At 43.6% G+C, this 24,925-nt stretch carries 21 protein-coding genes; 8 read left to right on the forward strand and 13 right to left on the reverse strand.

What is annotated here, in order from left to right; translation table 11 throughout:
- Nucleotides 1-71: 71 nt before the first annotated feature.
- Nucleotides 72-518: a DUF417 family protein gene (locus Q5H80_RS16985; RefSeq protein WP_304570581.1), complete on the reverse strand. Its 447-nt coding sequence runs from the start codon at nt 516-518 to the stop codon at nt 72-74.
- A 249-nt stretch (nt 519-767) separates the two neighbouring features.
- Here Q5H80_RS16985 and Q5H80_RS16990 point away from each other — a divergent pair, with 249 nt between their 5' ends.
- Nucleotides 768-1,130 (forward strand): RidA family protein, encoded by a 363-nt coding sequence (locus tag Q5H80_RS16990; RefSeq protein ID WP_304570582.1) that lies wholly within the window; start codon nt 768-770, stop codon nt 1,128-1,130.
- 144 nt (nt 1,131-1,274) lie between these two features.
- Here Q5H80_RS16990 and Q5H80_RS16995 read toward each other — a convergent pair whose 3' ends face one another.
- Nucleotides 1,275-2,861, reverse strand: coding sequence for a BCCT family transporter (locus Q5H80_RS16995; RefSeq protein WP_304570583.1), 1,587 nt, complete (start codon nt 2,859-2,861; stop codon nt 1,275-1,277).
- A 450-nt stretch (nt 2,862-3,311) separates the two neighbouring features.
- On the opposite strand from Q5H80_RS16995, the gene Q5H80_RS17000 reads away from it, so the two are divergent.
- Nucleotides 3,312-6,470 carry a glycosyl hydrolase family 18 protein gene (locus Q5H80_RS17000; protein ID WP_304570584.1) on the forward strand — a complete coding sequence of 1,053 codons (3,159 nt, stop codon included), beginning with the start codon at nt 3,312-3,314 and terminating at the stop codon, nt 6,468-6,470.
- Between the two features lie 291 nt (nt 6,471-6,761).
- Nucleotides 6,762-8,225, forward strand: a complete 1,464-nt coding sequence (locus Q5H80_RS17005; RefSeq protein ID WP_304570585.1) for a sensor domain-containing diguanylate cyclase — start codon at nt 6,762-6,764, stop codon at nt 8,223-8,225.
- A 90-nt stretch (nt 8,226-8,315) separates the two neighbouring features.
- Here the strand turns inward: Q5H80_RS17005 and Q5H80_RS17010 are convergent, their stop codons facing one another.
- The gene (locus Q5H80_RS17010; RefSeq protein WP_009845500.1) at nt 8,316-8,570 is read right to left on the reverse strand and encodes a YgjV family protein; all 255 of its coding nucleotides are present in this window, start codon (nt 8,568-8,570) and stop codon (nt 8,316-8,318) included.
- 268 nt (nt 8,571-8,838) lie between these two features.
- Here Q5H80_RS17010 and Q5H80_RS17015 point away from each other — a divergent pair, with 268 nt between their 5' ends.
- From Q5H80_RS17015 to Q5H80_RS17025, 3 genes are all read left to right on the forward strand, one after another.
- Nucleotides 8,839-9,423, forward strand: a complete 585-nt coding sequence (locus Q5H80_RS17015) for a DUF4136 domain-containing protein (protein ID WP_304570586.1) — start codon at nt 8,839-8,841, stop codon at nt 9,421-9,423.
- Nucleotides 9,424-9,601: 178 nt separating this feature from the next.
- Nucleotides 9,602-10,786 carry a D-alanyl-D-alanine carboxypeptidase family protein gene (locus Q5H80_RS17020; RefSeq protein WP_304570587.1) on the forward strand — a complete coding sequence of 395 codons (1,185 nt, stop codon included), beginning with the start codon at nt 9,602-9,604 and terminating at the stop codon, nt 10,784-10,786.
- 205 nt (nt 10,787-10,991) lie between these two features.
- On the forward strand, nt 10,992-11,285 hold the full coding sequence (locus Q5H80_RS17025) for a YkgJ family cysteine cluster protein (RefSeq protein WP_369809724.1): 294 nt from the start codon (nt 10,992-10,994) through the stop codon (nt 11,283-11,285).
- A 189-nt stretch (nt 11,286-11,474) separates the two neighbouring features.
- On the opposite strand, the gene Q5H80_RS17030 is transcribed toward Q5H80_RS17025, so the two are convergent.
- The 6 genes from Q5H80_RS17030 to Q5H80_RS17055 all read right to left on the reverse strand — a co-directional run bounded on the left by Q5H80_RS17030 (nt 11,475) and on the right by Q5H80_RS17055 (nt 17,078).
- Nucleotides 11,475-13,157 (reverse strand): pseudouridine synthase, encoded by a 1,683-nt coding sequence (locus tag Q5H80_RS17030; RefSeq protein WP_304570588.1) that lies wholly within the window; start codon nt 13,155-13,157, stop codon nt 11,475-11,477.
- Nucleotides 13,158-13,308: 151 nt separating this feature from the next.
- Nucleotides 13,309-13,929, reverse strand: coding sequence for a glutathione S-transferase family protein (locus Q5H80_RS17035; RefSeq protein ID WP_304570589.1), 621 nt, complete (start codon nt 13,927-13,929; stop codon nt 13,309-13,311).
- Nucleotides 13,930-13,963: 34 nt separating this feature from the next.
- Complete coding sequence (locus Q5H80_RS17040) at nt 13,964-14,995, reverse strand: NADP-dependent oxidoreductase (protein WP_304570590.1); 1,032 nt, start codon at nt 14,993-14,995, stop codon at nt 13,964-13,966.
- Nucleotides 14,996-15,130: 135 nt separating this feature from the next.
- The gene (locus Q5H80_RS17045) at nt 15,131-15,721 is read right to left on the reverse strand and encodes a TetR/AcrR family transcriptional regulator (RefSeq protein WP_304570591.1); all 591 of its coding nucleotides are present in this window, start codon (nt 15,719-15,721) and stop codon (nt 15,131-15,133) included.
- Nucleotides 15,722-15,935: 214 nt separating this feature from the next.
- Nucleotides 15,936-16,409 carry an FKBP-type peptidyl-prolyl cis-trans isomerase gene (locus tag Q5H80_RS17050; protein WP_304570592.1) on the reverse strand — a complete coding sequence of 158 codons (474 nt, stop codon included), beginning with the start codon at nt 16,407-16,409 and terminating at the stop codon, nt 15,936-15,938.
- A gap of 42 nt (nt 16,410-16,451) precedes the next feature.
- A complete protein-coding gene (locus Q5H80_RS17055) occupies nt 16,452-17,078 on the reverse strand; it encodes a thioredoxin domain-containing protein (protein WP_304570593.1) in 627 nt (208 codons plus the stop codon).
- 271 nt (nt 17,079-17,349) lie between these two features.
- On the opposite strand from Q5H80_RS17055, the gene Q5H80_RS17060 reads away from it, so the two are divergent.
- Nucleotides 17,350-17,943 (forward strand): OmpA family protein, encoded by a 594-nt coding sequence (locus Q5H80_RS17060; protein WP_304570768.1) that lies wholly within the window; start codon nt 17,350-17,352, stop codon nt 17,941-17,943.
- A gap of 106 nt (nt 17,944-18,049) precedes the next feature.
- On the opposite strand, the gene Q5H80_RS17065 is transcribed toward Q5H80_RS17060, so the two are convergent.
- On the reverse strand, nt 18,050-18,409 hold the full coding sequence (locus tag Q5H80_RS17065; RefSeq protein WP_065679986.1) for a glutaredoxin: 360 nt from the start codon (nt 18,407-18,409) through the stop codon (nt 18,050-18,052).
- A gap of 89 nt (nt 18,410-18,498) precedes the next feature.
- The gene (gene norR / locus Q5H80_RS17070; protein ID WP_304570594.1) at nt 18,499-20,091 is read right to left on the reverse strand and encodes a nitric oxide reductase transcriptional regulator NorR; all 1,593 of its coding nucleotides are present in this window, start codon (nt 20,089-20,091) and stop codon (nt 18,499-18,501) included.
- Nucleotides 20,092-20,440: 349 nt separating this feature from the next.
- Here norR and hmpA point away from each other — a divergent pair, with 349 nt between their 5' ends.
- Nucleotides 20,441-21,637 carry an NO-inducible flavohemoprotein gene (gene hmpA, locus Q5H80_RS17075; protein WP_304570595.1) on the forward strand — a complete coding sequence of 399 codons (1,197 nt, stop codon included), beginning with the start codon at nt 20,441-20,443 and terminating at the stop codon, nt 21,635-21,637.
- A 141-nt stretch (nt 21,638-21,778) separates the two neighbouring features.
- Here the strand turns inward: hmpA and Q5H80_RS17080 are convergent, their stop codons facing one another.
- Nucleotides 21,779-22,759, reverse strand: a complete 981-nt coding sequence (locus tag Q5H80_RS17080; protein ID WP_304570596.1) for a TDT family transporter — start codon at nt 22,757-22,759, stop codon at nt 21,779-21,781.
- A gap of 300 nt (nt 22,760-23,059) precedes the next feature.
- Complete coding sequence (gene clcA, locus Q5H80_RS17085) at nt 23,060-24,466, reverse strand: H(+)/Cl(-) exchange transporter ClcA (protein ID WP_304570597.1); 1,407 nt, start codon at nt 24,464-24,466, stop codon at nt 23,060-23,062.
- Nucleotides 24,467-24,925: the final 459 nt, after the last annotated feature.

A 24,925-nucleotide genomic window follows, 5' to 3' on the forward strand; every position in this document is an offset into this window, starting at 1 on the left:
GCCAGCTTCGAGTCTTTTTATTTCAAGGTTTAAGGTTACTTATAGATTTGCGGTGACTTTTAGATTTACGGTTACTTCTGAGATTTATTACGTTCGATTACGCTAATAGCGATCGCCAAAAATAGAATATCTTTCACTAGGAAGAAGTTAGTGACTAAGATGCCATCCGATACTTTCCAAGCGTTTGGCGTTGTAATTAGGAAGCTAAGTGTCACAACAAAGATAGCCGCTGCAGCAATGCCTGAATAGAAAGCAATTGTCGGTTTCTTAAATCCAACGATCAGTCCAATCGCGACAATAATCTCCGCGGCACCCACCATGTTAGAGACAGCTTGTACTGAGAACAGATTGTAAAGCCAGTTCATTGCAGGATGATTCGCGATTAGCGGTTCAATGAGCATCGCTTCGGTTGGCGTAAACTTATAAATACCAATCCAAGCTAGCACTAGTGCTACGCCAACCACACCAAGGTTATACCCCATATTACTCTGTTTTAAATCATAGGTTTGAACATGCATAAAAGTACTCCATTTAATAAAATCTCTGAATATGACCGCAAGAGTTCAATTTAAATTTCGCGTTGAGAATAATACTTAATCTTTTTAGCGAATTCAGGTTCGAGCTCTGAAAAATCGAGTCGCAAGATGCTTGGTAGAGAAGGGGAGATTTTGTACAAGAAGAGGTGGTTTCTAATTTTTGTTTTCAATATTAGGAATTTGGATTAGATTACGTTGACGTAAATCCTAATTATAAGAAGAGAATCGCTCGTGAAAATCCATAGAATTAACCCGACCAAACGTTGGTCAGATGTAACTGTATTTAATGGTATCGCAAGTTTTGTTGAGGTACCAGAGACGGATACATCTGCAGGAATTAAGAGTCAGGTTCAGCAAATCTTCGAACAAGCTGAAGAAATGATGAGTTTGGTAGACAGCGATAAATCTCGTGTATTGTCAGTGACTATTTACCTAACGGATTTCGCTAACTTTGATGCACTAAATGAAGTGTGGGAAGCGTGGTTCCCTGAAGGCTGCGCGCCAAGCCGTGCATGTGTGAAAGCAGAACTTGCTAACCCTGAGCTATTGGTTGAGATGTCTTTCATGGTTGCTGCTGGTGAAAAGTTTCAATAAGCCGAAATATCGGTAGATATAAGCGCTAGTCGACGTAACTATTAATAGAGTCGACAGCGAACAGATAAAACAAAGCCACTCAGGTGAATCACTTGAGTGGCTTTTTAGTGTTCTACGCTATCCGAAACTAAATCGGATTAGGTATTAAGCGAGGCCTTGATCTCTTGCCATCTGCTTCGCGATCTTAGGTGCATGCCATAGACATGGCAGCAAGATAAACGAAACAGGAACGGCAGTGATGACAATGAACGACTGCAAAGCTGAGATACCGCCAGAGCCCATTGAGATAAGCGCGATAGCCACTGCCCCCATAATGACGCCCCAGAATGTTCTAACTGCTGAGTTAGGTTCTGTTGTACCAGTCATTACTACACTGATGGTGTAGGTCATTGAGTCACCTGTGGTCACGATAAACGTGGTCGTCAGGATAAGGAACAGGATTGCAATCAGAGTCGGGAACGGTAGTTGCGAAGTAATAGCCAGTAGTACAGCAGGAAGGTTGAAACCTTCGAATGCGCTAGATATTACGCCTGGGTTCTCTAATTCAAACGCTAAGCCACTACCACCAACAATGCTGAACCAAAAACAAGTCACTAGCGGTGCAACGATGCTGATAGAAACGATCATTTGGCGAATAGTTCGGCCACGTGAGATGCGAGCAATGAAGATAGCCATCATTGGGCCGTAACCTAAGAACCAGCCCCAGAAGAATACTGTCCAGCCACCTAGCCACGCAGTATCTTGGCGGTATAGTGCCATTGGAATGAAGTTGTCGACCATTTCACCGATGCCTTGTAGGTAACCATCAATGATAAAGCTGGTTGGGCCAACAAGGAGAATGTAAACGATTAGGCACACCGACAAGATGATGTTGTAACGACTAACCAGTTGGATGCCTTTACTTAGACCACTTAATGCCGACAGCGTATACATTGCAATAGCGAATAGAATAACGACGCTTTGGGTAGCAAAGCTGTCAGGAATTCCAAACAGTTCGCTCAGTGCGTAGCTGATCTGTAGGCCAAGGAAGCCGATAGGGCCGATTGTACCTGCGGCTACGGCCACAATGCTGCACGCATCAACGACGTTACCAATCCAGCTGTTGATTGCCTTGTCGCCCAGTACCGGGTAAAGCAGGGTGCGTGGCTTAAGAGGAAGGCCTTTTTCGTAGTGCAAGTACATAAGCACAATCGAAGAGAGACCACCCAAGATTGCCCATGCAAGGAAACCCCAGTGCATGAAAGATTGTGATAGTGCATTGAATGCCATCGCTTGAGGGTCTGCGTTGCCATACAGTGGTGGAGCTGAAACAAAGTGAGCAATTGGCTCTGCTGCTGCCCAGAACACGCCACCACCCGCAAGGAGTGTACATAGGACGATAGACATCCATTTAAACGTGGTCATTTCTGGTAGGGCAAGCTTCCCTAAACGAACATGGCCTGTGCGACTTAGTGCAAGCACTAAACCGATAATGAAATTGAGTAGAAGTAGAACCTGCCAGAAAGCACCGAACCATTTAGTTGAGTAACTAAAGCCGATGTTGACAAGTTCGGACAATACGGAGGTGTTGGTGAAAGCAAGGATGACAAAGAGGGTCAGGAAACTGCCACTCAGCCAAAAGACTGGGTTTCCGAGTTCCAGTTTTTCACCCAAAGATTGAGCTTTATTGAAATCGATAGAAGTAGATTCTGCGTTGATGTTTTCGTTGGCGACTTGCGTCAAGTTGGACATTATTTCTTCGCTATATTTGGCTCTTTCAAGCCTATGTATTTCTCCCACATTCGGATAAAAATGTGAGGCTCGTCAAAAAAGCCGCTGATACTAACATATCTGTTATCAAAAAGTGGGCGATTTCATAAAATAATCCCAAATCGCCAATAATTCCCTACTTTTTGGTTAGTTTTGATACGAATTCTCATCGAATCTAAATCATATTTCTAAATTTTTAGACACTATTTTTTTAGCTTTCCGAAATAAATTAATATTAGTTGTTGGTGCAAAATAAGTGTCGAGTCATTGCATGCTATAAACAAATTAATGCGAGTCATTTTATAAATAAAGAATATTTTAGGTGTTTAATTGACACTGTTACCTACAGTTGTTTTGCGAAGGAATTTAAGTGGCGGAAAAAGTGTCATTTACTTTAAATATCTTAAAACAACAACTTAAGGGACTGCTAACATGCACCTAAATCAAGGAAGAGTGGCCAAAAAGGTTTTTACACTCAGTACTCTCACTGCGTCATGCTTAATGGCGTTCAATAGTTATGCGGCTGTTGATTGTTCAACATTAGAAGCGTGGGATTCTGCCACGGTTTACACTGGTGGCGATCAAGTTTCACATGACGGTAGTGCTTACAAAGCCAATTATTGGAATCAAAATAACAACCCTAACCAATTCGAAGGTGACCATGCACAATGGAAGAAGGTTGATGTGTGTAGCGGTGGTGGTACGCCCAATGAAGTGCCAACGGCTTCGTTAACGACTCCATCAGCCTCTGACATGATCACTGAAGGCGATAACGTGATGTTGAGTGCAACGGCGCTAGATTCCGACGGCAGTGTTACTTCGGTTGAATTCTTCATTGATGGAACTTCAGTCGCGGTTGTTACAGCTGCACCTTTCGAAGCGACTTGGGCTGCAACGTCTGGTAACCATCAGGTTTCGGTTGTTGCTACGGACAATCAAGGCGCGGCTAGCTTAGCGAGCGCGGTCTCTATTTCTGTCGATTCAGTTACACCTGGAAATGAAGCGCCGACAGTTTCGGTTGCGCTTTCAGCAGCTTCGGTCGATGTTGGTGGTGTGATAACGCTTACCGCAACGGCAGCAGACAGTGATGGCACGGTTGATAAGGTTGATTTCTATGTGGCAGGTTCTCTTGTTGGCACTGCTGCAACTAGCCCTTACACGTTAGATTACAAAACGACTCAAGCCGGCACGTTATCTGTTTACGCTAAAGCAACAGACAATCAAGGGGCGACAGCAGACTCAGTGCTAGCTTCTGTGACAGTAAATGGCGCCCCAACAGTGAGTACATGTCGTCCTGATGGCTTGTATCAAACTCAAGGTGTCGATGTCCCTTATTGTACGATTTACGATGATGAAGGCCGTGAAAAAATGGGCGCCGATCATCCACGTCGTGTTATTGGTTACTTCACAAGTTGGCGTGCAGGGGAAGACCCACAGGCCGCTTATTTGGTTAATGACATTCCTTGGGAACAACTCACACACATTAACTACGCTTTCGTAAGCATTGGCTCTGATGGCAAAGTAAACGTGGGTGATGTAAACGATCCAAATAACGCCGCGGTTGGTAAAGAGTGGCCGGGAGTAGAAGTTGATCCTGCATTAGGCTTCAAAGGTCACTTCGGTGCGTTAGCGACAGCGAAGAAAAAACACGGTGTGAAAACGTTAATCTCTATTGGTGGTTGGGCTGAAACCGGTGGTCACTTCGCGACTGATGGTAGCCGAGTTGCTGATGGTGGTTTCTATACCATGACCACTAATGCCGATGGCTCTATTAACCATCAAGGTATCGAAACATTTGCGACTTCAGCGGTTGAAATGCTTCGCAAGTACCAATTTGACGGTCTTGATATTGATTACGAATACCCGACCTCTATGGCGGGCGCAGGTAACCCATACGACAAAGACTTTATGGAACCACGTCGTCAATACCTGTGGGCTTCGTACCAAGTGTTAATGAAAGTGCTACGTGAGAAGCTTGACGCAGCATCTGCGCAAGATGGTAATCACTACATGTTAACGATCGCGGCGCCTTCGTCTGGTTACCTACTGCGCGGTATGGAAACATTCGACGTAACCAAATACCTCGATTACGTAAACATCATGTCTTACGACCTTCATGGTGCGTGGAACGATCACGTAGGTCATAACGCAGCCCTGTTTGATACAGGTAAAGATTCTGAGTTAGCACAGTGGAACGTATACGGCACAGCGGCTTACGGCGGTATCGGTTATCTGAATACGGATTGGGCCTACCACTACTTCCGTGGTTCTATGCCAGCAGGTCGTATTAACATCGGTGTGCCTTACTACACACGTGGTTGGCAAGGTGTAACTGGTGGTGAGAATGGTCTTTGGGGGCGAGCAGCACTGCCAAACCAAGCTGAATGCTCAGCAGGTACTGGTGAAGGCGAGAAGAACAACTGTGGTCATGGCGCAATTGGTATCGATAACATGTGGCACGATACTGATCCGAAAGGCAACGAAATGGGTGCAGGTTCAAACCCAATGTGGCATGCGAAGAACTTAGAAAAAGGCATTTGGGGTTCTTATGCAGCAGCTTACAAGCTTGATCCTGTTAACGATCCTTCAGATGTTCTAACGGGGACTTACACGCGTAACTATGACAGCGTGGCTGTTGCTCCTTGGTTGTGGAACGCAGAGAAGGGCGTATTCCTTTCAACGGAAGATAAAGATTCTATCGATGTGAAAGCCGATTACGTTATCGACAAAGAAATCGGTGGCATCATGTTCTGGGAACTAGCAGGGGATTACAACTGTTACGTACTCGATGCGAACGGTAACCGAACTTCAATCGATACAACCGAACAGGCGTGTAATAGTGGAAACGGTGAGTTCCACATGGGTAACACTATGACGAAAGCTATCTACGATAAGTTTAAGTCAGCTACTCCATATGGAAACAAGGTTGCAACGGGTGCTATCCCAACGGAAGCATTAGATATTACTGTCTCTGTAGGCGGCTTTAAAGTCGGTGATCAAAACTATCCAATTAACCCTAAGATCACGTTTACAAACAATACAGGTCAAGCGCTTCCTGGTGGTACTGAGTTCCAGTTCGATATCCCAGTGTCTGCACCTGATAACGCAAAAGATCAATCGGGTGGTGGTTTATCCGTTATTGCTTCTGGTCACACTCGTGCCAATAATATTGGTGGTCTAGATGGCCCGATGCACAGAGTAGCGTTTACGTTACCTGCATGGAAAGACCTTCCTGCTGGTGGTGTGTATGAACTCGATATGGTTTATTACTTGCCAATTTCTGGCCCTGCAAACTATACAGTGAATGTGAATAGTGTCGATTATGCGTTTAGTTTTGAGCAACCGGATCTACCACTGGGTGATATCAGTACTGGTGGCGGTAATCCTGGTGATGGCGGTACTAACCCAGGTACATGCGATACTGCGGGTTTAGCGGTTTACCCCGATTTACCTCAGAAAGATTGGGCGGGTAACCCAAGCCATGCAAACACCGGTGACCAAGTGGTTCATAACGGCAGTGTTTACCAAGCAAACTGGTGGACAAGTGCCGAGCCGGGGAGTGACGGCAGTTGGAGCAAAGTGTGTTCTTAATTTAATGCTAAGCAATCTATTTATAGGCAATAGAGTGTAGTAATAGGTAATAAATGCGAATGATTTTAAGTCTATTTATCAGTGATTTAGTATGAATTAAGTCATCAACTTAAACGTAAAATCAAAACGCCGAACTGAATCCAGTTCGGCGTTTTTGCTATAAGTCACAGAAAGTACATAGAAAGCTCTCAAAATATCGACACTCGTTCAGTAAAATTAATAAATATGATATAAACAAGCCATTAATTATAAGAAATGCGTTACCTAGAATTAGAATAATATGGGGTAAATTTGAAAGTCAGACGTAAATATATCCTCAACTTTTCCATTGTGTTGGCCCTAGTATCTTTGGTCCTCTCTGCTATTCAATTTAACCGAACGAAAGAATCACTATTAGAATCTAACCAATTGTTTTTCCGTACTATTGTGAATGCAAGCTACGACATCGTAGACACTACTGTTAATGAAGCAATTAAAACTTACCTTAAAGGTGTTACAGATACTGTGGCTTTTCACAGGTTAAGTATTACTCCAGAACACGAAGTCAAAGAAATCAGCCGAATTGCCAATGAATTAGTGATTGGAGAGTCTGGTTATATCTATTTGATGTCACCTGAAGGTGTCCACCTGTATCACCCGTTTCTACAAGGGAAAAACCATTCCTATCTAAAGCATCTTCAACAACAATTGAACTCAAAGGAGAGAATGACCCAGTATTCTCATGCTAACCCACATGAAGTCGGCAAGCGTGCGAAGGTCGCGTATTCAGTGAGGCTACCGAGTGGCAATACATTGGTGGCGACCACTTATAAAGATGAACTCATGTACTTGGTCGATCTTGAAGCGCTTAAAGATAAACTAAGAAAGTATTCATATGGCGATAGTGGTTATGTATATATCGTTGATTTGCAAGGCGAGCAAGTCCTCCGGCCCAACTTTGAACACGAACACTTGAAAGCCTTAATTGGTTATTCATCAGAGTTGCTAATCGATAAGGTCGTTGCTGAACCTGAAGGGCATTTTAGTTACTCAATTTCAGATGAAAACGGTACGACAAGCAAAAACATTTTCTATAAGTTCTACCCATATCTGAATTGGATCATTTCTGCTGGAGTTCTGGAGCAAGAGCTGAACAAGAACCACAGTTTATTGCTAGTAAGTTTGATGACCCTGGTGATAAGTTTGCTTAGCATCATAGCCGTTTTGGTGCTTTACCTGCGGCACCGTCATTTAAAGATCTTAGATGTAGCTAGCTTAGATTATCTTACGGGGTTGAGTAATCGGCGAGACTTCATTTCTCAGGTCAAGATGCGAATTTTAGAGTGCTCGCCTTATCCGTTAAAAGGTGTTGGTATCATTCTTCTAGATATTGACCATTTTAAATCGGTAAATGATCTACACGGACACGCTGAAGGCGATAGGGTGATCTGCGCCGTTGCAAAAGTATTGAAGCAATTTGCAAATGAAAATCGTCTAATTGCTCGCTATGGCGGTGAGGAATTTATCTTTGCGACTTTTGATTGCAATGAATATCAATTGTACGAGTTGTCGGAAGAGTTGAGACGTAGCGTCGAAAAAATTGAGAGGTTAGTGTTACCTGTAACGGTCAGTGTTGGGTGTCGCTATGCAAATGCACTGTTCCATATAGAAGGCACGATAGACCAAGCTGACAAAGCACTTTATCAAGCAAAAGAGAATGGACGCAATAACACACAGGTATACAGAGAGAGTCAATATCGTATTGTCTGTAATTGAAGTTTTCTAAAACTGATAAGCATGAAAAAGCCCAAATAGAACGTTCTATTTGGGCTTTTTTAGAATTGTTTGAAAGTGCTAGCCGTTAATCTAAGCTTTTGCTGCTTTCATCGCTTCATTTTTTTTTTCCTTTTGCATTTTTGCAAGGAAGTAGATGTTCACACAAGCGATGAAACCGTTGGTTGCAACCACTGGCCATGCGTCAATCATAACGCCGTATGCTGTGAATAGAGTACAGCCAACAAAGTTAAGGACACGCAGACGCACGATATCTTTCATTGTTAATGAAATTGCGACCATAATAGATGCCGCGTAACCTAAAATTTCAACCATATTGAATTCCATTGTGTGACCCTCTTAAATTTGCCGATGCTTTATCGGTACCAATTCTTCTCTTCATGAGATGATTGAGGAAGCTCCGTGCCCCGAATGGTTTGGTTATCTTTAACTAAGTTTACTATACCGAGTCTATTTCTGTGGTTAAACCCCCAAAATGAGTAGAAGTGAAGGTTAGCGATTACGCAAACGTTTAATGATCTTTCTATTAATATAATTACTGTTTATGTTGAAGGTCAAATTGATAGTTATTCTTGTATAGGAAAGGAAGCCGCGAATGATAAAACGATTCATATGTGCAACAAAGGGCGTAAATAAAGTCGCGTTGTTGGCTTTGATAGCGATTGGACTGACAGCGTGTACAACCAATGAAACGACTCCAACACACAATTATGGCGTGGTGACCAGTGGTGACTTTGATTTCATGAGACATGGAGTCGTCACGTACTCATGGCATCCTGAATCAGAGCAAGTGTACCTTTCTGAAAAATATGACAAGACGGTCGTCACTGATCTTGTACGTGAAGCGATTAAAGAACAACTTTCATTGAAAGGTTATCAGTTGAAATCCGGGACTGGTGATGTCGTAGTGGGTTTTGGGTTAGCTGAAGAATCTGAACTGAACGATGAATCGATCTTTGATGCGATTCAGCTATCTACAGGTGTGCCATTTTATAGTGATGATGGAAAGGTAAGCGAGAAAGGATCTTTGTATATTGCTTTTTTTGTTCCTAATTCGGAAGTTATACAGTGGCAAGCACTGGCGCAGTCGAGTATCCAACCTGATTTAGAGCCGAGCGAAAGCAAACCGCGGGTTATGGGCTTTGTTGAGATGTTATTTAGACGTGTGCCTGAGAGGTAAAGGGAAGTGTTGAATGCATTCATTGAGTCAATCGTTCTTGTGTGAAAAACAGACAGGTCGCAGATTATACTTTTTTATTTGTAACGAACCGTACAAATACGTAAAGCAACGTAAAGTTCGCGCTTCTTTTGCTAGCATTTGTCTATACTGAACAAAACGTTAACTTAGGCTTGATTCAATGAAACTGTTCTCAAAATACTCTCTCCCTCTATTAAGTATGTTCATTGTAAGTAACGCAGCGATGGTAACTAATAATGCTGTCGCGGCACCTTCTATAGTACCAAGTCCACCTAGCCTAGGCGCAAAAGGCTATGTGTTAATTGATTTTAACTCTGGTGATGTGCTGGTAGAAAAAAACGCACACACTAAGTTAAACCCAGCGAGTTTAACCAAGCTTATGACCAGTTATGTGGCTGGACAAGAGATGAAACGAGGTAACATCTCTGCTGATGATCAGGTGCGAATCAGCGAAAACGCATGGGCGAAAAACTTCCCTGATTCTTCAAAAATGTTCATCGAAGTGAACACTGATGTCGCGATGATGGATCTTTACCGCGGTTTGATTATTCAATCTGGGAACGATGCGAGTGTTGCGATTGCAGAACATGTTGCAGGTTCACAAGATGCATTTGTTGACTTGATGAACTCTTGGGCGGCTTCGCTAAAACTGGAAAATACCCATTTTGCGAATGCACATGGTTTAGATGCGGACGATCTCTATTCAACTCCTTATGATATCGCTCTATTAGGCCGTGCAATTATTCGCGATTTACCGGATGTGTATGGTTTATACAGCGAACGCTCGTTTAGCTACAACAAGATTACACAACACAACCGCAATGGCTTATTACGTGATAGGAGCTTGACGGTCGATGGAATGAAAACAGGTTACACCTCTGGTGCAGGCTACAGTTTAGCGAGTTCGGCGACACAAGGTGAGATGAGACTTATTGCGGTTGTGATGGGCGCATCAAGCGTTAAGAGCCGTGAGTCAGACAGCAAACAATTGTTGAGCTATGGTTTTCGTTTCTTTGATACGCTAAATCCTCATCAAGGCGGTGACCAAGTCGCTGAAGAGAAGGTGTGGTTTGGTGACCAAGATACGTTGAAGCTAGGCGTTGCAGAAGATACGTTTATTACGCTGCCTAAGTCAGACAGTAAAAAGTTAACGGCATCTATTGAACTAATCTCTGAACTGAAAGCCCCAATTTCAGAAGGCCAAACCTTAGGGGTTGTTCATTACACCGTTGATGGTGAAGATGTTCAAACTCAACCTTTGATCGCGTTGGAAGCGGTAGAGCAAGCCGGCTTGTTCAAACGCTTAATGGACTACGTAAAGCTATTTTTCGCTAGTCTGTTCTAAATCGAGATAGTGACGACAAGTAGCGATGGAAAATCTAAATAGTATGGGCGTTGTGAGTAAATCACAGCGCCTATTGTTTTTCTACATCTATGAAAGCACCATTACCCACTATTTTTATTACCCACAATTTTATTGCTTACTATCTTTATTAGCCGTAGCGGTCGGTTTCGATTACTATACGCAAAATTTAGCAGTGTAGTCACTTATGACCATAGAGATAAAGAACGTCACCGAATCGGAAGTAACTTGTGCCAATTGCCAGGCGTGCTGTTGTCGTTTAGAAGTTATGATCATCACAGATACGGGCGTACCGGAAGAGCATATTGCTTATGACGAATGGGGTGGGGAAACGATGTTGCGACTAGACGACGGTTGGTGTTCTGCTGTAGATAGAGAAACTCTGATGTGCACTATTTACGAAAACCGGCCTTGGATCTGTCGTGAATTCGAAATGGCCTCTTTTGAATGTGTTGATCAGCGCAAAGATGTAATGGGTTAGGGTTAGGCGTCTGCAACATTGAAGGTTGTAGCGAAAGTACGCTACCGAGCTGTGATAAGTACATTAAAAAATTAAATTTCAGGGTTCTATATCTCAGCAGATTTAGAACCCTGATGCGTCTAATGAGACAAGAATCTTAATGGGACAAAAATTTTAGCGCGGTAATAGTTTTAGCAGGATAAGAATAGCTTAAAACTCAGAAGGCACTTCAAATTCCATCCATTCACCGGTTGTTGGGTGAATCAGTTTTAGGTAGCCAGCGTGCAGGTGTAAGCGCTCGCGTTTGTATCCGTATAAGTCGTCACCACGAATCGGTACACCAAGGCCTAATGGATGAGCGCAATGTACGCGTAGCTGATGGGTGCGGCCTGTCTTAGGGTACAAGTGAACCTTGGTTTTGCCATTGTTGGTGTAGACCGCTTCCCAGTGAGTTTTTGCATTACGTCCATGTTCATGGCAAACCAGTTGTCTTGGTCTGTCTGTGATGTCACCACGCAAGGGCAGGCTGATATCGCCAGATTCGCCCGTTATTTCACCATCAAGCAGAGCGGTGTAACGCTTCTCTACGGTCCTATCGATGAATTGCTTCTGAATGTGTTTATTGGACTCCGCCGTGAGCGCCAAGATCAATAAGCCTGACGTCGACATATCTAACCTATGGATAATCAAAGGGCCTGTTGCATCGGGATAACGCGCTTTAATACGGGTATAAACAGAGTCTTCGATAAACTTACCAGGAACTGACAAGAACTCCTCGGGTTTATTCACCACCACGATCTCGTCATCTTCATAGACAATATCAAACGACTTACCAACCGCAGGATTCACGATAAGTGGGTTATCTTCTAATTCGATGCCGTTTAGCTGGTGGTCGAGGATCTCGAAGCTTTTACTTTGGCAAACCGGGTACAGGTTTGCGTGCTGGCGAATGACAGCCGTTGGAGGCAATCCCCACCAAAACTCAGACAAAGCTAATGGTTTAAATCCGTGTTCAAAAGCAAAATTAAGTAGCTTAGGTAGACAACACTCGCCAGAGCCTTCAAGAGCGCCTTTGCCATCTAACAATTCAAGCAGGTTCTTTGATTCGAGTGTTTGGTTGATAAACCGATAATGAGACAAACGTTGCGCTTCTAATTCGGCTGAGATCGCTTGGTACTCTTGCTTGCGGCTCGTGAGTTCGCTTTCGATAGCATCAACTTGCGACTGGCGTTCTGCGATCTTTTGTTTCCACTCGATTCTAAGTGCTTTTAAGTCGCGTTTCTCTTGGCTGCTTTGATTGCCCAGTTGTTTGAGCAAATTCGCTGCTGACTCTAGATTCCCCAATGCCTTTTCTTGATTGGCTTGTTCTCTGAGTTCGTTACGCTGAGATTTGTTTGCTGCCATGGCTAATTGAAAGGCTTCGATAGATTGTGCTGATTCGATTTTTAACTCTTCAAATTCAGCCAATAATGCGTCTAGGTTGTGCGACTGTTGTAGTTTTTCAATGTCATCCGCTAGTTGCGATTGGCGAGCGAGGGTTGCACTGTTGTGAGATTGAAACTGTTCTGAATCGAAGGCTGATGGAACAAAGTTAATGTTGTTTAACTGAGAGGCCAAAGACGGATCTAACTGCAAACCTGAAAACGCAGAAAGGTAGCCTAGCTCCTGAGTTGTTGGATCCTGAACAAGAAGCACGGCATAGAGGTTGCCTTGCGATGTTTCATTCACACTGCAGTCGAGTAATGACTGCTGAAGTTGCTGCATGGCAAACTCACACGTTGGATGTGGTGTGTAGTAGTACGGAAACGTAAAACGAGTCGATAGCGGTAAGTCTACATTCGTATTGTTGTTTGTTAGGTGCAGTGGCGTGTATTGAGCAAGGTTTGCTGACATGAAGATCAAACTCTATGGCTGTTCAGTTAGAGTTCGGTATTGTTGTCGAAATGAAAGTAAATGAGAAGCCAAAGCGAAAGATAAATCGGCTTTGGCTTCATTTAGTGGCTTGTGCTTATCCTAAGCGCGCACGAGCTTGATTGAAACTCGATCAGTTCGAGTGTTCTAGCTCTACTTGCTCTGCTTTTTGGTAAGCAGGGTGGCTCGTTAAAAGCTCACCGTATTTAGCGATGTTCGGGTAGAGCGCAGTTGCTCCAAAATTACCAACGATTTCTACGATGAACGACATCATAAAATCTGCGCCTGTTAGTGTGTCTGCGACCAAGTAGGTCTTACCTTCAAGTGCATTATTCACGTAAGTTAAGATCTTTTGGTTTTCATCGTCAGCATAACCGCCTAGAAAGTTAGTTTCACAGCCGTCTTTCATCACAAAGATCTTAAGCAACATTGGCAAAATACCTGAACTCTCAGCGAAGTGAAGCCATTGTGAGTATTCCACGTAGTCAGCTGTGCCGCGCACTGGTGCGAATTTACCTTGACCGTATTTGTCGATTAGGTACTCGGTGATAGCACCAGATTCGCTGATAACAACACCATCGTCTTCAATAACCGGAGATTTACCAAGAGGGTGAACGGATTTCAATTCTGGTGGTGCTAGAAACGTTACACTGTCTCGTTGGTACGGTTTGATTTGGTAATCTACTCCAAGCTCTTCGAGTAGCCAGATGATGCGTTTTGAGCGAGATTTGTTTAGGTGATGCAAAGTAATCATGATTTTACCTAGTTAACTGGTTCAGTTTTTGAATTTATTTAGCTTCGTTTGTTTTGATAACAAGCTTACCGAAGTTCTGACCTTCTAATAGACCCATGAATGCTTGTGGCGCTTCGTCTAGACCTTCAATTAGGTGCTCACGGTAATGCATCTTGCCTTGAGACAACCATTCTGTCATTTGAACAGTAAACTCATTGTAACGGTGTGCGTAGTCATCAAAGATAATGAAACCTTGCATCTTAATACGCTTGACCAATAGGGTACCAACGAGGCTAGACATGCGATCTGGGCCTTCAGGAAGTGATGTCGCGTTGTATTGTGAAATAAGGCCACAAACAGGAATGCGAGCACCAGTGTTAAGCAATGGCATTACCGCATTGAACACCTTGCCGCCAACGTTTTCAAAATAAACGTCGATGCCGTTACTACATGCTTTAGCCAGTTGCTCCGCGAAGTCGTCGGCTTTGTGGTCGATACATTCATCAAAGCCCAGAACCTCTTTCGCGTACTGACACTTCTCTTGACCGCCCGCAACGCCAATTACACGACAGCCTTTTAGCTTACCGATTTGGCCAACGGTTGCGCCTACTGCACCTGTTGCAGCCGCAACGACTAGAGTGTCGCCTTCTTTAGGTTGGCCGATATCAAGTAAGCCCATGTACGCAGTAAAGCCTGGCATCCCCATGATGCCCAGTGCGTAAGAAGGGTGTGTTGGCTCTTTACCTAGTTTGATTAGGCCTTCACCATTAGACACACCAAGATCCTGCCAACCTGTGTAAGCCAATACCCATTCGCCAACTTCAAAATCGCTGTTGTTTGACTCTTCAACCTGACAAACGGTTGCACCGACCATCACTTCGTCAATTGAAACTGGATCAGCGTAAGATTTTGCATCGCTCATTCGGCCACGCATGTAAGGGTCTAGAGAAAGGTAGACTGAGCGAAGTAACATCTCGCCGTCTTTAATTGTTGGTGCGGCTACTGTCTCTAAACGGAAGTTGTCTTGAGTCGGTGCGCCAACTGGGCGAGAAGCCAATACGATGCGGCGATTGTCTTGTTGAGTCATTGGATGTCCTTAATTTAAATTATATATTTAGAATTAGACCAGTCGTCTAGTCTTATTATCTAAAAATCCCGCCGTCATCAAATTGATAAGAGGGCGGGTTATCTGTCGTTAATAAAAACTAAACACAGTACGTGGTTAGTTTTTACCTTTTAAAATCTGTTGGGTTAGGTTTAAAGCTGATTCTAAGCTGCGTGAGCTCTGGCTTAGTTTGCTCAATAAGCTTGCGCCCAACCACATAGAATATAGATTTTGAGCGGTTTCTTTGCTGTCTTCAACCTTAATGGAGCCATCTTCAATACCACCAGCAACACAGTGTTGTATCGTAGAGGTCACTTTTTCAGCCCCTTTTAGTAAAGCTTGGCGCATAGGATCAGAAAGATCAGACACTTCGGCGCTGAGCTTAACTACTAAGCATTTATGAGCGTTACAGGTACCGTTTTCAATCTGTGACCATCGAGTGAAATAACTGATAATTCTCTGGTAATGGTTGCCTTCACCATGAACCAAAATAGTTTCAACTCTGCTGATGTAGGTCTCAAAATAGTGCTGGATCAGAGCCTCGCCAAATTGCTCTTTAGATTTAAAGTAGTGGTAAAACGATCCTTTTGGAACATCTGCTTCTTTAAGCAATTGCGACAAGCCAACGCCCGTAAAGCCGTTGTTCACTATTAGTTGATAGCCTACATCTAAAACATGCAGGCGTGTGTCGTTCATTTTATCGTTCATGGGTGTTACTATAAGTTAAATTAGACCAGTCGTCTAGTTGTTGGGTTTCGATAGTGTTATTTGCTCTTTCTATTCTCTGGGGTGTCATTTCGGAAGAGGTTAGCTTTTGAAGGTATATTTCGTCGTTGCAAAAGTGGCTTCAACTATTCAAACGTTCACATATAAAAAAGCCCCAACATAGCTCGTATGTTGGGGCTTAAATCAGTCTCTTCAATTATTTGATAGAGATTAACTCAACATCAAAAATCAAAGTTGCTGATGGTGGGATAGGGCCTGAACCACCTTTACCGTAAGCCAATTGGCTTGGGATAAACAGGCGAACTTTTTGGCCTTCGACCATGTAAGTCAAACCTTCTTGCCAGCCTTTGATCACTTGTTTAAGAGCAAATGAGATTGGCTCACCACGCTCAACAGAGCTATCGAACACTGTGCCATCAAGCAAAGTACCGTGGTAGTGAACCGTCACTTTACTGTTCTTCGTTGGGTGCTCTGTACCTGTACCTTCTTCAAGTACAAGGTATTGAAGGCCGCTTTCAGTCGTTACAACCCCATCTTTAGCGCCGTTTTCGATAAGGAATTGTTGGCCTTGCTCGATATTTTCTTCGCCAGATTTATGGTTCATCCAAGTGCGGTAGATCATGAAGCCAGCCAAAATAAAGACAATGACCGGGATGATAAATTTAGACATAGTAAAACCTATTTATTGTTGATTCTTTATAGAGAAAAGCCGTTACGGATGAGTCAAAAGGTAGTTGATCGTTTTTGCGATACCTTGAACATCTTGGTGACCTGCTGTCAGTACTTGGTATTTACCGTTGATGATAAATGTTGGTACTGAGTTGATTTGACCTTTTACGGAGATCTCTTCTGCTTTCTTAACGTAGTCAAATAGAGCAACTTGTTGTTCTTTGTTCAGTTGGTATGGGCTAACCAGACCGCGAGAAGTGAACGCAGTCTCTAGAGCTTGTTGACGTTGTTCAGGAGTTGCATCTGCACCCATTTGAACCGCACCAAATAGGTCGTCCATGAATGCGTGGTCAGGTGTCGCCTCAAGTTGCATCACTGCTGTGTAGTAGATCATTGCGCTGATTTGAGCACTTTCATTGAACGTAACGTGCATCTTGCCAATAGTTTGGTTCGTTAGAGATTCGATCTCTGGAATTGCACTTTCCATTTGACGGCAGTGACCACAATTTAGAGAGAAGATTTCAGTGATCGGAGTCAGGTTAAATTCAGTTAGAGCAGTAGGCAGCGCTTCGTATTGAACGCCTTTCTGTGGCTCGTCTGTTTCACTACAACCCGCGATAATCAGTACGGCAGCAAGTGCTGTGATGAATTTAGTAAATGGTTTAAACATAATGTTTGCTCTAGCGTTGAGAAGTCGTGAGATTCTAACTATTTAGTACGAATTGGAAAACAATTATAAGGTAAATAAATGCAAACAGTTGGAACTGGCGGGCGATGACAGGCGAGTTGACGGTTAACTGTGATCAAAAACACTTTTTTTGGACGTGCTTTCTTTTCGTATAAAGTTTTTGTCTAAAGTTTTTCTCTCAGTGCCGATATAGACATTAGTGAATGGTTTATCTACATAAGTGGTTGGTGAAGTAATGAGATATTTAGCGATAATGTTAAGCATAGCTTTGGCTGGGTGCGAAACTACGTTACCAACAGGGTTATTCGGTGAGGATATGTTACAAACTGCACCGAAAACTGATTACGACATTATGTACCCTGAATGGGGGGTGGTTCAAACCACTCATCAGCAAGGAACTATTACTACTAACTACGGACGTGGTGTTTCGACCAATGATCCACTGGAAGTCTTTTTAAGACAAAACCGTATCGATTTTGAAGTTTTACCTGGCAACCATGTGATGGTAAAGCTTGTACAGCATGTGAACTTTAAAACAGGTTCGACATCTCCTGAACCCGCTTACAACCATTGGTTGGACACGTTAGGCAGCTATCTTTCTCGACGCCAAGACATTGATGTCGTCATCGAAGGACACACGGATAATACAGGCAGTGATCGTGTTAATGATCCGCTCTCTGAACAGCGCGCAAAAGAAGTGAAAGCTCGCTTAGAAAGTAACTATGTTTCGAGTCGTGCTATTTACACCCGCGGTTTTGGTGAGTACGTTCCTGCATGTAACAACGCTTCAGCACAAGGTAAAGCCTGTAACCGCCGTGTTGAGTTGATGCTGATTGTGTCGAAATAGATGCGAGAAGCTTGATTTTTTGAATCGAAAGAGCGTATCGATTACAGACATAAAAAATCCCTCATGAAGAGGGATTTTTTGTATTTGGCTTGTGTTGCTTTTCCGCTTATGCGAACTGTTTCTCTAAGTAAGATACGATATCTGAAGACTCGTACATCCACTCAGTTTTGCCGTCTTTCTCTATACGTAGACAAGGCACTTTCACACGACCGCCGCCAGCTTCAAGCTCTGCACGGTGTTGTTCATTATTTTTTGCATCACGAAGTTCAAATTGAACTGACTGACGTTTCATCGAACGTCGCACTTTTACACAAAATGGACATGCTTCGAATTGGTACAACGTGTGCGTTTTTGCCTGCTCGTTCACTTTGCTTTGTTCTTCTTGAGAACGCTTCACACCGCGTGGGCTGAAAACAAAATTCAACAGCAAGATGACGCGACCTAAGAACCAACGGATAAACTTCATAAATCTCTCTACATCTTTAAAATTAGCGTTACAATTTGCAGCATTATATACACAAGTTTTGTCAGATGCTCGCAACAAACCGCTAATATCTATTTTGTCCGTTCGATCGTGTGAGACTTCGCCACATTTAGCCCTAAACGTTTGGACAGTCGAGTCAGGTTTGCTCGGTCTGTTTTCAGAACTCGCCCTGCTTGCGCCCAGTTAAAGTTGGCATCTTCCAACACCTCAGTGATGATGCTGCGTTGAAAATCATCGGTAGCGCCACGTAAACCTGCGGATAGGTCGATCGTTGGTGTTGATAACGGTGTGTTTTTTACCTGTGTCGTCGCTATAGGTTGATCTTGGTCGAGTGGGCCACAATCTTCTTTAGTGATTGTCACGAGATTTTTGTTAGTGCTACGAGCTAATGCTTTTAGTGCTGAACGACTGATAACGTGTTCAAGCTCACGTACGTTACCTGGCCAACCGTAACGGTTTAGAAATACCAGTACATCAGAGCGGAATTTAACTTGGTTGATACCGAGTTTACGACGTGCTTGTTCTAGGAAGAAGCCTGCTAGCAAGCTGATGTCGTCACCTCGGTCTTTCAGAGCTGGCACTGCGATAGGGTACACACTCAGTCGGTGGTATAAATCAGCTCTGAATCGACCGTCTTCAACTTCTTGCTTTAAGTCTCGGTTGGTTGCAGCTAAAACACGAACATCAATAGTTTGAATGTTGTCTTGGCCTACAGGTTGAATTTCGTTGTTTTGCAGTGCACGCAATAGCTTACTTTGTGCAGCCAAAGGCAACTCACCAATTTCATCTAAGAATAGTGTGCCGCCATCGGCTAAAGCAAATTTACCTAAGCGGTTTTTGTCTGCACCAGTAAACGCGCCACGAACGTGACCAAATAGTTCACTCTCTACCAAGTTCTCAGGAATAGCAGCACAGTTGACGTAGACCAACGGATTACGTTTACGCTGGGATTGGTGGTGCAGGGTACGAGCAACGAGCTCTTTACCAACACCAGTATCACCATGAATCAGAATATTAAATTCAGAGGGTGCGACAACCGCAATATCGTTTTTAAGCGCGACCATGGTGTCACTATTACCAATCAATTCGCCGCCGTCACGTTCCCACGCTTCAACATTCAACTCTTCCAGTAATTGCTTTGACTGTTTTGCTTGATGTTCAAGTTGCGAGAAAGTCATCGCCATTTGCATCGTAGAGGCAGCAATAGCGGCGAGAACTTCTAGGTTCCGAGCCGGAATATTCGCGAAGACATCAGGTTTTAGGCTGTCGAGGGTTAGTACCCCTAACAATTTGTCACCAAATAGAAGAGGCAAACCCATACAGGCATGCATGGGCAAATCGCCATCGTGGTCGATCAGTAAGCCATCGAAAGGATCAGACAATGAGCTATCCGCATCAAAACGAACTGGAGAACGCGATGCACAAATCGCATCAAAACGCGGATGTTCTGAAATAATAAAGCGGCGACCGAATGTATCTCGACTGAGCCCTTGCATTGCGATGGGTACTAGCGTGTCACCTTGAAGGCTTAAAAGTGCGACACAATCACACGTTATGGTTTTACGAATGGCATCGATTAAGCGATTGAAACGGTCTTGATCGTTCACACCGCTGGCTAAACCAATGGTCATTTCCATGAGAGTGGATGCTGAGATATCTTGCATAAAGGGCTCATACTGTTTGTATTTTCATACATGGTAGAGTCTTTATGACATAAAAAAAAGGTCTTTTTGACTAAAGTTTGAAGAGGTTTTTTGAAGGAATGCTAGGCACAACAAGCTTTCGCATGTTGGCATCGTTTGTGCAGTGTGTCCATTGCGTGTTGTCTATATGACTGAATAACTGACCTATCATTGATTTGAATCAATTAATGCGAATTTATCAGCCCACGTAATTCTCATAAAAATAGTAGCCAAAGAGCTCATTGAGAAAGAATTAATATAAAGTCATCTTTAAATAAAATTAGTCAATTTGACATGAAAGGTCAAAAGACTAAGTGTTCGGAGTAAATCAATGCTAAACAATCTACATATCAACATCATCAAATCGACGATTCCTCTTTTAGAAAGCGCAGGCCCTGCTTTAACTCAACACTTCTATCAACGTATGTTTACACATAACCCTGAGTTGAAAGATATCTTCAATATGACTCACCAAAGAACAGGTCGCCAAGGTGTGGCACTGTTTGAAGCTATCGCGGCTTATGCTAAAAATATTGATAACCTAGCAGCGTTAACCACTGCGGTTGAGCGTATTGCACAGAAACACACAAGCTTTAATATTCAACCAGACCATTACCAAATCGTTGGTCACCACCTGATTGAAACATTACGCGAATTGGCGACAGCGGCGTTTACTTCGGAAGTGGAAGAAGCGTGGACAGAAGCTTATTTGTTCTTAGCGAAAGTATTTATCGACCGTGAAGCGGACCTCTACCTACAACGTAAGCATGCAGTAGGTGGTTGGGAAGCTGCACGTACGTTTGTGATTGCAGATAAAATCGAAGAGTCAGCATTAGTTACAAGCTTTATCTTACAACCAAAAGATGGCGGTGACGTTCTGGATTACACGCCAGGCCAGTACATCGGTATCGAAGTGCATCCTGAAGGCGCAGAGTATAAGGAAATGCGTCAATACTCACTATCAGATAAACCTAACGGTAAATATTACCGAATCTCGGTTAAGCGCGAAGGGCATGGTCAAGAGACACAAGGGGTGGTTTCTAACCATCTTCATGATGATGCTTCTATTGGTCAAGAGGTAAACCTATACGCACCTGCGGGTGACTTCATGTATCAAGAGCGTAACAAGCCAGTCACGTTGATCTCAGCTGGTGTAGGTGTAACACCGATGCAATCTATGCTTGAGTTTTTAAGCGGCGAACAGAAAAATGAACCTGTTCTTTACCTTCATGCATGTGAAGATGTTGGTCAACACTCTTTTACTACCCGAGTTAAAGACATTGTTGCCGACAAAGGCTGGGAAGCGAAAACGTGGTACATGAATAAGGGAACTTTAGAGTGCGAAAATACGTACGAGGGCCCAATGGATTTAGCGCCTCTTTCTAATACTCAAAGTTTCCTTGAAAGTGACTTTTATATTTGTGGGCCAGTTGGTTTCATGAAGTACATCGTTGAGCAGTTAGACGCACTTAAAGTTGATCGTTCACGCGTACACTACGAAGTATTTGGCCCTCACGCTGATTTCTAATCGTAGTCGCCTGATCTATTAACTCCTTGCCTATTCAAAGGCCTCACAGTGTGAGGTCTTTTTTTCGTTTGGTTTGTCCAGCGAGAGACCATTGGATATTGGAGTAGGGGGTGACCAAGGTAAGATCTTCTGGCGTTCGTTTTAAGAACGCTTAACTTTTTTGGATATGTCATCAGAATCAAAAAACTCAGGCCAGTACATTTTTACATAACCACCTGCCACCCAAATCACTAGGATGGTCGCGATGGTTAATTCAAAGAAGCCGAATTTATGCAGCCAATACCATTGTGGGTATTCCTCGCCGAAAAACGTGGTTAATCGATGCATGGCAATAGCGCTGATCACGGATGGGAAGGTGACGGCAGCAATTGAAGGTTGGAACTTCAGACGCATTAGGCGGATATAACACAAGTAGATCAGCAGTGTCATGGTGATAGCAATGCCAGCCAATGCGCCTGTCAGAATCGGGTCTGGGTTGTCGAAGTTAACCAAGTAAGCGGCTAAAGATAAGTTAACCGGAGCCGCCATGATAGCGAGTGTTGGTCTTGCTCGGCGTGGCAGGTTTCCTTCGAACACCAAGCGATACAACACCACTGGCAGCATGAGGAAATAGATACCGATACAAGTGGCCGCCAGTGTCTCTGAAAAAACTGTGTGTCCAAACTGTGTACCTGCTAAGGAACTGCTGATTAACCCCACGGGATACAGGAACCAACTCGGCACAATGTTCGACATTTTGAAATTGAGGATCTGGAAACTAAAGAACAACACCATCATGGTAAAATGCAACAACAACGCGCAGAACCAGACTGGATAGGCGATTATTGGAGATATCTCGGCGAGATAGTCACATAGAATCAATAACGCCATGCTCATCGGCGCCATTAAGCTTCCGCTAAGTGGATGGCGAATGTCATTGATGAAAGTATCAAAACTGGTGATGTAACGAAGTAAAACGGGCAGTAATAACAGTGCGCCAAACGCAGCAAGGTAAGGTCGAATGATCTCACCAACCCCTGGCAGATATAATGCCCAAGCTTGCCCCAGCCCGATAACGCCAAGTGCTAAAGACGCCTGAGATGGTGGAACATTTTTTACTTGGGTTAATCTTCTCCAGTTCAACGACTTGCTCCACTCAGTTAAATGTAGAACGTATACTCTAATCAAAACGTTCAGTCATGCTCACAATCGGTGTTGTTAGGCATGTAAATAATTTCGTGGATAATAGCAAGTTTAACGTTTGCTTTTAAGGTTTTGATTCGAAATTGATATATAAAGCGCGATGAAAGTGTTTTTGATTTTCTTGAGTGTTCTATAAATATTGAGCTGGGTTTGCTCATGTATCCGTGGAACTTGACTGTATTAGTGGAACTTAACGAGTTACGTTTAAGTCCCACATTTGAACTGACGTTTTCAATGCAATTAACGAACTTCCTCTTGCTGAGGGAGATCTTGCTGTCTTAGTTTTTCGTTTTTCAGCGTGCGGTTAAGTAGTTGGCTGTAAATTGGCTGACCACCTAACATCTGAGCAATGATTACAGCGCCCAAGCAGGTGATGATCAACGGTAAGATGAGGTAGTAGTTATTGGTCATTTCAATAACCAACAGTATGCCAGTGATAGGCGCTCGCACGGTGGCGGCAAATAAGGCGCCCATGCCGGCAATCGCAAACATACCCGGCTCTATGTTCAGTTCAGGGAAGAATGCCGCCGCGATAAGCCCAAACGCGTATCCAAAGAGTGTTCCTAGGGCAAGCATTGGTGCAAAGATACCTCCAGGTGCACCAGAGCCGAAACAAAGTAGCGTGGTGAGCACGCGCCCTAAGAAGATTAACAGCAGCACGCTTGCGCTGTAGTTGCCATTAGTGATATTCGGGATGATACCAATACCACCGCCAGTCAACTCCGGTATATAGAGCAGCAATAAGCCAAAGCAACCGCCCAATAGGGAGCCTGTCATTAAGTAGCGTTTACGGTCATTCTTGTGTATTGCCACAAAAAGGTCTTGGGAAAGCGTAATCAGCTTATTGAAAATCACACCAAACAGGCCGAACAACACGCCTAACAACAGGAATAACCACAGAGCATCCAGTTCAGGCGGTTGGTATTGAGGCATTGTGATAACGGCAGATTGGCCATTGATCGAACGAAATACAATATTGGCTGAAACCGCCGAGATGATGACGGCTTTGATTGAAATGAGTGAGTAGCGAAACTGTGGTCTCATTTCCTCGACTACAAACATGATTCCGGCTAGTGGTGCGTTGAATGCGGCGGCTAAACCACCTGCGGCACCCGAAGCTAATAGTGAGTGGCGAGTGTCGTCATCTTTGACTCGAAAGATATCGGTGACCATGCGACCAATACTGCCGCCCATTTGAACGGTTGGTCCTTCTCGACCTAAAACCATACCAGAACCTAATGCGCCCATACCGCCAAAGAATTTTACGGGCAATACTCTCCACCATCGAACAGGGCGCATACCGTCCATCGCACCTTCAATTTCAGGGATGCCTGAGCCTGCAGCCTCTGGAGCAAAGCGGTGAACGAGGAAGTAACCAATAAAGGCAAATGCAGCACTAATAAGGAAAGCGGCAAGCCAAAGGGGTAAATAGCTACCGATTTCATCTTTAAGCCAGTCGGTACGAGTTTCTGTGATGAAATGAACCGCGACTTCGAAATAGGTACCCACTACGCCAGCAAGTACACCTACAATACAAGAAAGAAAGAGAACGGAAGCGGGGGTCTTATCTCTTGAGAGAAATTGATTAATAGTATCCCTTGGCATTTTGGCTAATAAGGATTGCTTAATTTTCTCTCTTCTGGTCATTGAGATAAGGCTCCTGAATGGGTTAAGGCCGGGTTGTCATAAATTATACGCGTCCTCTGCATATCCTATAGCAACAAAGATGAAAAGTTGAATTTCATTTATGGAATGTACGTGTTACATAAATGGAGTCGATGGATAATTGTGGAATCGCTGTCACAATTTTGATCGATTCTATGGCTGTGGCTTGAATATCCCCAAAAATGAACCATAGTTAAATCGTAAAGCAACATAACGAACCGCAAGGAGAAGTGAGGTTTTACACACAATTTGGATGGATTCAGAAACAAAGTTTTAGTTCCTCGTTAAATGTTCAGGTCGATATTTAAGGCTTCCTGATTCGCGAACTCACGATTGAGTAACGAGGGTGAGGCGTACTGAGTAAGTACGCCTTTAGTTCGTCTGGAGCATTCCTTTTTCATCGTTCCCCCCCCTTTCTAATGACACTCATACTACATCTGG

The organism is Vibrio sp. SNU_ST1, assembly GCF_030563405.1.
Classification (GTDB): Bacteria; Pseudomonadota; Gammaproteobacteria; order Enterobacterales; family Vibrionaceae; genus Vibrio.